Here is a 12,315-nt window from a genome sequence, read left to right on the forward strand (position 1 = left end):
CTATGAGCTTTAGATAAATGATGTTATCCCCTTTACAACTGAGCAGTGCGATACCAGGGATTATCTGGCCTCCTGCTCCTCATCCTATGGGTGCTCAGTTGTATTATCAACTTCATTATTTTAATTATTCAGAAAAACTTCCACCTACGGAAATTCTGAAAAATCAGTTTAGCCAATTGTTAGTTTTATTAAATTTTTCACGGCAATTGGTTCCTTATTATCAGCAAAAATTAGCGAAATTACCTAGTTTCCAAGCGTGGGAAGCGTTGAAAGAAGCATGGCAAGACATTCCTTTGTTAACGCGAGAAGATATTCAACAAGCAAAAGAAGCTATTTTCGCAACACAAGTTCCTGCAGGTCATGAGCCTGCAGAGTTATTATCTACTAGTGGGTCAACGGGAAAACCAGTTACTGTTAAAGGTAATATAGCTACGCAGTTTTATTGGAATGCTATCTCACTTAGAAATCATCTCTGGCATGGTGATGAATTTGATAACTCCTTTGCTAGTATTCGTTATACAGAAAATAAAGACGCTCTTCCGCCTTTAGGGACTAAATTTTTATGCTGGAGCCCCGCTACTTATCCTATTGTCGAAACTGGGCCATGCTATCATCTTACTTTATGTACTCCAGAAGAAGAGGCCATATGGCTTCAACGAATAAATCCGCACTACTTAAACTGCAACCCTTCTACGCTAAGAGAAATCACTTTATATTTAGCCAAACATGGAAAAAAACTGCCTAATCTTAAGAAAGTGCATACTCATAGCGAAATAGTGGAACCTGGATTACGTGATTTAGTTAAGGAAGTACTTCGAGTTCCTCTCATAGATAACTATTCTTCAAAAGAGTGTGGATATATTGCCTTAGAATGTCCTGTTAGTGGTTATTATCATGTTCAATCTGAAAATATTTTAGTCGAAATATTAGATGAAAATAATAAACCCTGCGCTGTTGATCAACCTGGGCGAGTTGTTGTAACTGTACTTCATAATTTTTCTTCACCTTTAATCCGCTATGATATTGGCGATTATGCTATTCCTGGTGACACCTGCCAATGTGGAAGAAATCTTCCTGTATTGAAACGAATTTTGGGAAGAAAACGAAATATGTTGCAAATGCCAAACGGACAACGATTTTGGCCAGCATTTGCTAGTCAGGGTGTCCGGTTGATGGATCTTCTTTCTTGCTCTCAATTCCAGGTTGTACAAACGTCATTAACAGAACTACAGATTAATGTGGTGAGAGCTAGTTCATTTACATCGTCAGAGGAAAAGATAATTCGAGATAAACTAAAAATAATTTTTAATTATCCTTTTAATGTCTATTTTAACTTTGTGGACTTAATCCCTCGCAGCGCCGGTGGAAAATTTGAAGATTTTATATCATTCATAAACTAAATGATTTTAATTTCAAAACTAACCATGTTTAATTTTTAAGTGTTCCAGCGCTAAAAAGCAAATCGTTGCATAAATCATTTTACTTACTCTACTTGCCTAAGCGAGATGATTGAAAATAGATATCAACATCCTATCCGATAAGCTTCTAGCGTATTTTTTTCAAGTTGCTGCTCTTTATTTAGTAAGGTGTTAACTTGATTAATTATATTAAGTCGTCGTTTTTCATTTTCTTCTGAAAAGATATTTTCTGCTAAATTAATTAACTGTGCTCTATTAAGAAATATAATATTAGTTTCAGTAGAAGATTGATTATTGCGTGGAAAGAACTCGCCAGCACATTCATTCCACGTTAGGGTATCAGTATATTCGCATACAAAATCGCCCCAGAAATCAAAAATATATTCTGGCGTTGTATGGACTCTAATATAGGTATGACTTTGATCTGAATATAGAGTTTCTATTGATAACTTAATATCACTAAATTCAGTCGCTAGCATATAAGCTCCAACTATTGCATAATTTTCACATGTTCCTGTTCCATAAAGATAAGCATCTTTAAAATACTTAAAAAAAAGTGCATACGGTTCACTAGTTTGTTGCCCAGCCTGCAAATCTTCATCATTGAAACGAAGGTTATCAGCTATCACAGCAGGAAGAACATCAAGTTCTCTTTGCGAGTAGTTAATAGGAAAAAACTGATTTCTATTATTATTTTTATAATAAAGATCAGCCGTTTTCTCAGCAGTTGGGCTATTAGATTTGCCAAAGAGCAGCACCTTATCAACTTTTTCCTTAAGCCTTGTGAAACATTTATATATAAACTCAAATTTATCTATATTATCAGCATAAGAATTTAATTCTGCTTGAAGCTTAGACATACAAGCTAACCCACTTAATAATTGATCATTTATTATACATAATAATAAAATTATGATCAAATTAATTTACTAAAATATTAATTAGTTATTTGTAAAACAAACAATAGGTTAATTTAAGCATCTAAAATGTTTATTGTAGTTGCACAAGGTTTTAAGTCTATTCTCACCTTGCTGTTGTAGTTTCTGTAATATAGTTATTTTATCCCATTCAAACAACTTAACAAGATGGGGTCACTTAGTAGTTGAAGGGGGCTATCGACAAAACGTATAATCAAAAAATTTATCTCTTGGTAAGATGATGCCATATATTGATAATGTAGCCGAGCTTTCAACTATCCTTAATTCTATTCCAACCGCAGAAACAGCCAAAATGGCAATAATCCGGCTTACAAGTCATTTTGCAATTGCAACGGCTGATAACTTAGATATGAAAAAAACTGTAGAGCTGAGAGCTAAAAAGATTGAAGAAGAGCTGACTCAAGCAGGTGTCACACCAGAAAATTTGGCTCAAAAAAGAAAGGTGTTAGAACAAGAATATCAACAAAAAGTAGCTAAACAAGCACACAAAGAACAACGTGGATTGTTCAAAGCATTGAAAGAAAATGGGGTTGCAGTAAATATCATTTTAGAAGATAAAGCTAAAATAGAAGCAGAAAAATTTTCTTATTATACCGATCAAATTTTTGCTACAGACACAGGTCAATATTTCACTAAAAATGGTGATTTATTATTTATTCCTTCCCATTTTAAAAATAAACAACGTCAAGGGGAAGAGCGTTTGGCAATTGCGCAAGCCGAAAATATTAACGCACACGTTTACCCTTTACATTCTTCGCAAGGTAATAAATTAATTTTTGAGGGAGGAGATATCCGTCAAATGCCAGGTAAAAAACTATTTTTTATTGGACAAGGATATCGTAGTGATGCAGAAACTGGTAAAGCAATAGCTAAGATAAGTGGTTATTTTGTTTTACCAATAAAATTGCTACAAGAGCAATTTTATCATCTAGATTGTTGTTTTTTGCCCCTACCAAATAATTCAGCCGTTATTTACGAAGGGGAGTATGTACGGGATGCCGGGGGCAATTATATTTTAGATAATAATGAATGGCCCATACTTGTTCCTGAGACAGAAACAATGGCAGCTGAGAGCAGAGCATTAATTCGCACTATTTATCCTAAGGATAAACTTATCTTAATCAATAAGCCTGAGGCGTTAGCTTTCGCTACTAACGCTGCTGTTTTGCAAAGTGTAACTGATGGCCGTTTCAAAATGTTTGTTAACGGCGATAGAAATAGTCTAACGGATAATGAAGATCTTGCCATTGAGAAACATACGATTTCCTTTACAGCTAGGCAGTTAGCTCAGTTAAAAGCCGTAACTAACGGAGTTATGGATATTATTGAAGTGCCTTATAAAATGATGCATAGTTCAGGTGGCTCAGTGCGCTGCACTGTACAAGAAGTTGCATGTACTACTCAAGCACTTAAACCGCATAAAGCTAATCAGTTTTATTTTTCGGATAAAGTAGATAACCTTGAAATGAAATTAGCAAAATTACCTGTTTCTTTTTTCGCAAAAAGAAAATCGTGCGCGCAAGAAGATGAAAGAAACCTTATTATGAGCTTAAATATTAGTTTCTAAAAAAACATAATCGGCTTAAAAGATTAAAAACTAAGAATCTTCTATAACCCTGTATGGATCTTGATTTAAATATAATCTGGTTATAGCTTGCAAACATTGATGTGCACACTTTTCAATAGACCTCTTGCATCATAGTTGCAGGGCTAAAACCTGGGTTTCACTGCGTTTCACCCAGGCTTACTATTTATAATGATGAAGCTAAATAATTGAGTACGGCCGTATTAGGTGTAGAGGGAGTAAATAGTTTACCATTCCAAATCATTATCTGATTCCAACCCCAAATATCTACACCTAGAAATAGTGAGTCTTGTCTTGCATTATTATTATTGATGGCATTGATGGCCGCTTGGACATAGGCAAGTTGCTTAACTCCAGAACTTACTCCGTTTACGGTTTCGAATTCGTGCACAGAAGCTGCAGCAGGGATACCAAATTGATATTTTACCTTGTAGGTTTTCGCATTAGTGATCATCCTTACCACTTCAGCGTTCACATAATTGGTATAGTTACTCAATGAATTAGGAACGCCACCAGGGTTAGAACCTAAGTCATATAACGAGTCAATCATATAACCATTTCCATACTGATTCAAAATAGTTGCAAGCGCTTTATTGACATGCGATGCAGAGGTAAAGACAGAAAATATACGGCCTTTTGGATGCGCTACATCTACACAGTGATAAGGATCTGGTTGGCCTGGTCCGTTATGTTGACCGGCGAAATTCTTAGCAATTTGTGCAAAGAAAAAAGCTTGTCCTGGTTGGTTAATATCAAATGGTTCTAGATCAAATGAAACCCCTGAAACGTTATCATCAGCACAATAGAGACTTGCCACATTATCTGCATAGATATTTGCTTCAGCTTGGGTGAGGTTGTTAAATGTTGTAAGGTAGGGTCCGCCTACCACGCCATCTAAAATAGGATACAGTACAACAGGATTAGCAGTATTACTTGTAGCATTAAGGTAAGCTGCAGTGGATTGAGCTATATAAGAAGCATTCATATTGTTTGCAGTACAGGGCGTGGTAGGAGAGCTTCCACCAGAGCCCTTGCAATTCATTTCCATATCTCCGCCGTAAGTAAATAGCTGTGTAAGTTTATGTCCTACACCTGCTATGGCGTTATATTGATTAATAGTTGTAGCAAATAATCCGGGTTGGATACCGGTTCTGTGACCACTGCCATCATAGGTAGCATCATAGACCCAAGCCCCATTGCCATACTCATTGGGTTGTTGGCTTTTGGTATATACCACGGTTACTTGAGCAGTTGTTTGAGCGGTAATATCTATATTAATGGGGGTAGCCTGATAGGTATTAGTCCCATTACTTACTGAAGAAGCAGTCACTGTATAGGTACCTACAGCAAGATCGGTCAGTTTCCATTGTGCTCCCCAATTAACAGTTTGATTATAGGTATGACCCATGCCAGTTACAGTGACTTGAGGGCTATTTAACCCTGCTTCTGGCTGTGTTGGTATATTAATAGCTAGATTGCCAGTGGTAGCCGGTGGAATGAGGGTATATTGTATTGTTGCTTGAGCAGTTTGTCGTGCGTTAATGGCCATATTTATAGGATTAGCTTTATATGAATGCGTTCCATTACTAACAGTAGTTGCAGTAATAGTGTAAGTACCTGCGGCAAGATTAGTTAATTGCCACTGACTACCCCAATTGACGTTTTGCTTTAATGTTTGACCCATCCCGGTCACAGTGATTTGTGGGGTACTTAATCCCGCTTCTGGGGCAACTGGTACGGTAATTGTTAAATTGCCGGTATTACTTGGCGGCACCACGCCTGCTGCCAAAAATACAAAAGGCCCAGTCGGAGCTGGCAAATCGGGTGCAGCATTAAATTGTATAGTGAGTGGGTTGCGACAAGTAGGATCAGGTTGTAATGCAGATTGCGATCCACCTAAGAGGATAACTTTAGTTCCTTGTTGGCTAGCAACACGCCATGCAGCCCAGGGCTGTCCCCATATATTAGTAGGCATAGGTACAGAATAATTGAAATCTAATTCGATATCGGTTAACGGAATAGGATTTGGGGTAGTATTACAAACAGAAATCGTTTCAATCCAATATTGATTAGAGACATTGACTGTAACCGGTACAGGTAGCCTTTCTATAACGGTTTTAATAACGTCTTCTTCAGAATACGCAAATGATGAATACACAAAAAAGCAGCACAAACTCAATACAAATAGCATCCATAACTTTTTCATAAGTCTTCCTGGCTTTCATAAACATCTTTAATAAAATTAACATGCAAGCGCTGAAAAGGACAGATATAGTATTACTTAGGGCTTATCAAAATTTAAGTTTGTACCTGACTTTAAAGTTATTAGCATAGCTAAATACTATTTCTAAAGTTAATAATTCGATGATTTCTCTACAATTAGGTTAAAGGTGAGAATTTTTAGCGAATCTATTGCTTACTTTTGTTTTTTAAAATAAGTACCATTGGCATAAACATTATGGCCAAATCCACAATCGAAATCAGCTCCTTCTTGATTAACAGTTAATTGACCTGGTTTGACAAAAGTGATGGTAATTTTACACGTACCATATTCCGAAGAGGAATAAATAGCGGTGTCGCCTTCAATAGTAGCCACTCCGGATAGCTCACCTGTATTAGCCTGAAGTTCGCCATTGACTTCATAAGGATAGATTAGGTTAAAAGAAATTTTAAGTTTTCCACCTCCTAACGCATGAATAGTCAACGTGTTTGCAACATCTTGATGTGGGGCAGGAAAGGGCATAGCGAACGTCCCATTGACTTCTTCTTTAGAGACACTAGCTCGGTGTGGCTCAGCAAAGCCTGAAACTGAAAAGGTCATTAATATAGTTACTAAAGTATTTTTTAAGATTCGCTTGTTCATTAACGTAAGGCTCCTTCTTTTCTACTAAGTTAACATAGAGGAAGACATAAAATCTAATTCTAAAAATTGCATATTACTTTTACTTCTAGTCTTTTTAATATTTTTGTAGCGAGCTGCCTATTTAATAATATCTAAGTAGAGAGCTAATCACCAAAAAATGATAATATTCGCTTTTTTACAAAAGGAGTAATGATGTACAAACCTAGATTTTATGAATCAACTATACGAATAGATGGAAAGAAAGTTTCTGAAGAAGAGCTTAAGAATAATAAAAATCTGAATTTAAAAGATTCTTCCAAACCCTTAATTACAGGAACGGTTAATCAAAGTGTTGAAATAAAACAAACATTTAAAGGGTCAACATTTACAGGTAACGTCGATGACATCTTAAAGCAATTCATGAGTTCAGATGACGACACTCATGTTTCGAACTTTAAACCTTAGTTTAATTTTGCTAATGAATTTGATGCATTTTTCAAAAAGGAACTTTCATAATGAAAACACAAAAAGATTTTACAGCTTTAAAACAAGAAATTAATAACGCTTTAACTAACTTATCACGAGAATTGTCTAGTGAAGAACTGCATAGCCTTAAGAGCGATATGGCAAAGCTGCATGCAAGACATCTTACAAAGGGAGTGATTCATCTTGCGAAACTTTATGTTGAGCGACATGACTATGATAAAGCGTTGCGTCTTCTACAAGTTGCTAAACTGTCGCCGTTGAAGGATGAGAAATATCACCGTCTATTTGGTAATTCAACATGCGCTATGAAGATAGAGGAATACGAAGAAAAAGTTAAGAGTGAAAAACTGCAAATTAAGCCGGACACGATAATCGTAACCTCAGTACCAAATCCGGCGCCTTATCGCGCACCGGTGTCAACATCGGGTAATACATCTAATATACTTAGGTTAATGACAGATGCAGCCTACATTCAGACGTTTTTGACTAACCAAGATACTTGTACTTCTGGCCACCCAACAAGTCATCATCATAATCATCATGGTCATCATAATCACCATAATAATCATGATGCGAATATCTCGTCAACATCCAATAGCTATGAAACGAGTAATCCTACTCATAGCCATCATACTTACAATTCGACAATCTCTGAGCCTTCTCATCATCATAACCACCCTACAACTACGTACCATTCTAGTCATCACAATGATACAAGTTCTCAGGCACACCATGTTACACATGATACAGGTTCATCTTATGGGCATGGGCACTCGTCGTTTTTTAATGATACAAGTTCGCACCATAATGCTTCAAGTTTTGCTCATCAAGATATGAGTTCGCACCATCATGATACATCTAACTCCTTTAATTTTAATTAAACGAACGTAATTATGTGCGTGAATTTGTTATGTCTAAACTGCTCGAATAGAGATGGGAAGGTTTAGCTAATCTATAATCGATGTCATTCTCGTAAAAGGGAGAATGACATCTTCTTTGACAAACTAGGCAGCGCTTGTAATCTAGCAATAAAGGCTTAAGTTCATTACCTTAAAATTTAAAAGTATAGGTGTGCTCTTTGGCAATGTCATCCGCTAATTTTTTATCATCTAAAGTGACATGAGGTAGAGTGACTTTAATATTTCAGTTAACGAGGCCGTTCTTGTTACTAAAATTACAATTTATTTATCATCTACAAAGGATACTTTTTCTGCTTTTTGCGGCAGAAACACAATACAGCAAAGAATGATTATTATAAGAACTGCTGAAGCAGAATAGCGGCTTAGAGCAAGCCCGCCCTGTTCAATAGGTTTGTCTAGAAGGTCTCCTAACGTTGCTCCCAGTGGCCGGGTAAGAACAAACGCAGTCCAAAAAAGAAAAGTATGCGATATATTTAGCCAATAATAAGCAACAGCGACAATTACAAGTCCCGCAGCAAAAACAAGCGCGCCGCCTTCATAGCCAAGGCCGCTATCAGCTATCCAATCACCTAATGCAGTACCTAAAGTTTGCGAAAACATAATTGTTATCCAATAGAATAGTTCAGCTTTTTTGGAGGTAATCGTACTTAGTGATACCGAGCCTTGAGAGTAATACCAAAGAATAAATGATATTAAAAGACAAGCAAGTAATAGCACCGAACCGCCAGCATATCCAATTCCTAAAGAACGATCTGCAAAATCAGCTAGCGTGGTACCTGTGGTTGTAGTTGCAACAATTACAGTCCAATAAAGATATGGGTTAAACTGCTTCGAAACTATCTGCCCACTTACAGCAACTATAAAAATAGTGGAGAAAATAGCAGTGCCAATGATATATCCTAAATTCATCGACATTGTAACAGCATCACCTGCCGTTTCACCTAATGTAGTCGCAATGATTTTAATTAGCCAGAAAGTAAGCATAACTTCAGGAACCTTTCCGAGATTCATTGCTGAAATATTATTCATAGATTTCCTTTAAGCAATTGTTTAGTAATTTAAAATTTATAAAGAATTAACGCTATCTTGTGCTAATAGGTTGAGGCTTTTAGTTATTTTAATAATTTAGCGTGAGTTATCTTAATTATAATATAAAGTGTTATGTATCCTTGCTCAGGTATGATCTTTTTTACGGACCTAAAAATTAGCGAATTATTTAATATTGCAGTTACGCTTTTGTGTAACACTAATTAATAATTTATTCTGATAATTAAAAGCTTAGAAATTTTTGCAGCAGAGCTTCTTTTTATTACCAAAAAATGTCAAAATGCGCGCCCACCGTTTATAAAATCATTTAATTTTGGAGCTTTATTCTTTTTCAAAAAATAAGAGCTACTAAACAACATTAACAGGATGTTTCATTATGAAAAAACTTTTTTATTCTTTAGGTTTTAGTTTTTGCTTGGTATCTGGTGCATTTGCAACTGATAATACTCTTGATCTTTTAAATGCAGAAATTAAAAACATTTTAGCGCCATTTCAAAATAACAATACTAGTGCAAAACTCAAATTTGATGCAGTGGAATTTAATAACACCCATGCAGAAAAAATTGCTTTAAATGGACTCTATAATAAAATTGGCTCCAAAAATATCTTTGAATTTAAAGTAGATAATCTAAGTTATAACTATGATAATGGCCAGTCTCCAATTACTACTTTTAGAGGCTCAATTGGACTTGATTTCACCAAATTATTATCACCTGAGGAAAGTAATAGAATGATTCCTGGTGCTATAGAACTTTTGGAAGAAACCGTTAAGGAATATACAGATGAGTATGGTGATGCAATTTCTATTAAGGGAGTAATTACTTCAACCACTAAAGGTTCGGATGGAAATTACGTAGGGCTAACAGCATTAGTTTCAACAAAAATTGATCTTAATAAACTTCCTGAATATATGCGCCGAAATTCAATAATAGTTACGGATGCGGTTTTCTCCTTCACACTTAATCTAAAAACTGGAATTGCTGTTGATGCCTACGTTATGAGCAATCCTGAATATATAGGATTTGAAGCGAGTCAAATAGGGTTAAAAGAAATATTAGAGAGCTTAATTGCTCAAGATGAAGAATCAAAAATTGCTATAGCAGGAATGTTTATGTATTTAGACTACATTGCTTCTGATATTGTTGAAGCAAGCAGCTCCCCATTCTTAAATCTTCTTCATAAGAAAATAGCTTTGCAATAACTTATTAGTTTATCGCAACTGCGCAAAAGCATAATTTAGCTCTTGCGCAGTTAAAAATCATTACTAACGATTATAAATTGTGTAATTAACTTGATTTAATGAGCGACTTGAAGAAACTGAGTAATCACTTGCAGGTGAAGTATCTGTGTGATTACAGGTTAAACCATTATTTGCTAAATCAAAATGAATTTTAACCGTTTTGCTAGGTAATGTAATTGTATGGAATACAAGCTCGCCCGTCATTGGTAGATTAGTAGTATTATTTACTGTAAAAACTTGTTCTGTTTTACTATCTAACTTTTGGATGCCACCAGGACTTAACTTACCACCATGTAATTTAATGGTTGTCACCAGTAAATCATCTGCTAAATTATTTTTTAATTTTATTTCAAACCCATCACATGGAAGGGCGGCAATAGCCATGTGTGATGCAAATAAGGCAGTTAAGCCTACTAATCTCATTGTTTTCATATTCTTGTTAACCTTAAAGCAAACTTTGTAACTACAAAGCCAAAGTGAAAGTAATAAAGCCTATCAAAAAATTCAATAATTGAATTATTTATATTTTTTAAATACGCTCAAAATTAATATTCATTTTTAAAATGAATAACACAGTTTCTTTTAAAGAAAAATATTAGTCAAGCTGTTTTTATCTTAAATCAGTGATTTAATAATTTATCTAAGATAGGAGTCAAATAGAAACTAACAACTTAGAAGGTGCATTATATATTTTGATTTATATGTTTTTGCTAAATTTATAAGACCTATAATGAATTTCTAACTCTCTAATTTATTGACATTAAATATTCAATTTTATTTGACAAATTTGTCACAAAATGAGATAAAGAAGAGAAATTAAATAAAGGAGACGTTAATGAATAAACATATTTTTGAAGGAAAATGGGAAGAGTTGAAAGGAAAAATGAAACAAGTTTGGGGTAAATTAACTGATGATGATTATGAGGTTATTGAAGGAAATCATCAAGAAATTTATGGAAAGCTTCAAAAGCACTATGGCTACAGTAAAGATGAAGCAGAAAAAGCAGTTAATGATTTTATTAAAGAATAATCTAGCTTGAAGTAAAAATGTAAAATAAAATTTTGTTCTATCCCTATAATCCATAGAAATATAGAACAAAATTTTATTTAATAATCCATTGATTAGTTAATTTTTTAGCTAAATTTTTTGTAAGATATATTTAATTAAAAGTTTTATTGCCTAAAAAAATTTTAAATATTTCTATGAGTACTTTTTCTTCTCTCAAACCAGCTGCGTAATTCAGATTAAAAATTACCTTAGTTATAGCCTTTTAAAAATGAAAATTAAGATTATAAAACTTTAATATTTAGAAATTAAAGTTATACCAATAATCATTAACGCGCCACCCATTATTCTTCCAATGCTAAGTTCGTGAACTTGGATGCCAAACCAGCCGTATTTATCTATCAGCAGCGACATTAAAAGGTTAGCCGTTATGGTCAGCCCTGCAAAAGTTCCAGCACCTATTCTGTTCACAAAAAGTAATCCTGCAACAACTGCAAATGCGCCAACTAATCCACCAAGCGGTGCCCACCAAGGCATATTATATATACTCTCTAAGCTAGGTAAGGGACTTGGTAAACATAAAAGCAGACAAAATAAAAGGCATACAATAGGCAAAAAGGAGATAAGACTTGCAAGCCAAGGGTTAATTATTGCTTTATTTAATGCACCGTTTATAGGTGGCCCCCAAGCTTGTAGAGCACCTGCTATGATGATTATAGGAATGAGCCAAGTCGAATTGATATTTTGCATTGTTTACTCCTTTAAACAGCTTTTTTATAAAACCTATTATTTATAATAATTTTAAGTAGGGTAAACCTCTTGTTACGAACGTG

The 12,315-nt window shown here is 34.8% G+C and carries 12 protein-coding genes; 6 read left to right on the forward strand and 6 right to left on the reverse strand.

All coding sequences use genetic code 11. The features are described 5' to 3' along the window. Positions 1–17: 17 nt before the first annotated feature. Complete coding sequence (locus ACNVED_RS04245) at positions 18–1,400, forward strand: phenylacetate--CoA ligase family protein (RefSeq protein WP_419420518.1); 1,383 nt, start codon at positions 18–20, stop codon at positions 1,398–1,400. A 122-nt stretch (positions 1,401–1,522) separates the two neighbouring features. On the opposite strand, the gene ACNVED_RS04250 is transcribed toward ACNVED_RS04245, so the two are convergent. Further along, the gene (locus tag ACNVED_RS04250; RefSeq protein WP_419420519.1) at positions 1,523–2,278 is read right to left on the reverse strand and encodes a hypothetical protein; all 756 of its coding nucleotides are present in this window, start codon (positions 2,276–2,278) and stop codon (positions 1,523–1,525) included. Positions 2,279–2,576: 298 nt separating this feature from the next. On the opposite strand from ACNVED_RS04250, the gene ACNVED_RS04255 reads away from it, so the two are divergent. After that, positions 2,577–3,923, forward strand: coding sequence for an arginine deiminase-related protein (locus tag ACNVED_RS04255; RefSeq protein ID WP_419420520.1), 1,347 nt, complete (start codon positions 2,577–2,579; stop codon positions 3,921–3,923). Between the two features lie 184 nt (positions 3,924–4,107). Here the strand turns inward: ACNVED_RS04255 and ACNVED_RS04260 are convergent, their stop codons facing one another. Further along, entirely contained in the window at positions 4,108–6,147 is a 2,040-nt protein-coding gene (locus ACNVED_RS04260; protein ID WP_419420521.1) for a hypothetical protein, read from the reverse strand. A gap of 210 nt (positions 6,148–6,357) precedes the next feature. Beyond that, the gene (locus tag ACNVED_RS04265) at positions 6,358–6,804 is read right to left on the reverse strand and encodes a hypothetical protein (protein WP_419420522.1); all 447 of its coding nucleotides are present in this window, start codon (positions 6,802–6,804) and stop codon (positions 6,358–6,360) included. Positions 6,805–6,996: 192 nt separating this feature from the next. On the opposite strand from ACNVED_RS04265, the gene ACNVED_RS04270 reads away from it, so the two are divergent. Continuing rightward, positions 6,997–7,248, forward strand: a complete 252-nt coding sequence (locus ACNVED_RS04270; RefSeq protein WP_419420523.1) for a hypothetical protein — start codon at positions 6,997–6,999, stop codon at positions 7,246–7,248. 50 nt (positions 7,249–7,298) lie between these two features. Beyond that, positions 7,299–8,150, forward strand: coding sequence for a hypothetical protein (locus ACNVED_RS04275; RefSeq protein WP_419420524.1), 852 nt, complete (start codon positions 7,299–7,301; stop codon positions 8,148–8,150). Between the two features lie 300 nt (positions 8,151–8,450). On the opposite strand, the gene ACNVED_RS04280 is transcribed toward ACNVED_RS04275, so the two are convergent. After that, positions 8,451–9,218: a hypothetical protein gene (locus ACNVED_RS04280; RefSeq protein ID WP_419420525.1), complete on the reverse strand. Its 768-nt coding sequence runs from the start codon at positions 9,216–9,218 to the stop codon at positions 8,451–8,453. A gap of 394 nt (positions 9,219–9,612) precedes the next feature. Between ACNVED_RS04280 and ACNVED_RS04285 the strand changes: the two genes are divergently transcribed. Further along, positions 9,613–10,437, forward strand: coding sequence for a hypothetical protein (locus ACNVED_RS04285; RefSeq protein ID WP_419420526.1), 825 nt, complete (start codon positions 9,613–9,615; stop codon positions 10,435–10,437). Positions 10,438–10,500: 63 nt separating this feature from the next. Here the strand turns inward: ACNVED_RS04285 and ACNVED_RS04290 are convergent, their stop codons facing one another. Then, positions 10,501–10,908, reverse strand: coding sequence for a hypothetical protein (locus ACNVED_RS04290; protein ID WP_419420527.1), 408 nt, complete (start codon positions 10,906–10,908; stop codon positions 10,501–10,503). Positions 10,909–11,311: 403 nt separating this feature from the next. Here ACNVED_RS04290 and ACNVED_RS04295 point away from each other — a divergent pair, with 403 nt between their 5' ends. Next, entirely contained in the window at positions 11,312–11,506 is a 195-nt protein-coding gene (locus tag ACNVED_RS04295; RefSeq protein ID WP_419420528.1) for a CsbD family protein, read from the forward strand. Between the two features lie 270 nt (positions 11,507–11,776). Here ACNVED_RS04295 and ACNVED_RS04300 read toward each other — a convergent pair whose 3' ends face one another. Beyond that, positions 11,777–12,232 (reverse strand): DMT family transporter, encoded by a 456-nt coding sequence (locus tag ACNVED_RS04300; RefSeq protein ID WP_419420529.1) that lies wholly within the window; start codon positions 12,230–12,232, stop codon positions 11,777–11,779. Positions 12,233–12,315: the final 83 nt, after the last annotated feature.

The sequence above is a fragment of the Legionella sp. D16C41 genome, assembly GCF_048541585.1.
Classification (GTDB): Bacteria; Pseudomonadota; Gammaproteobacteria; order Legionellales; family Legionellaceae; genus Legionella_C.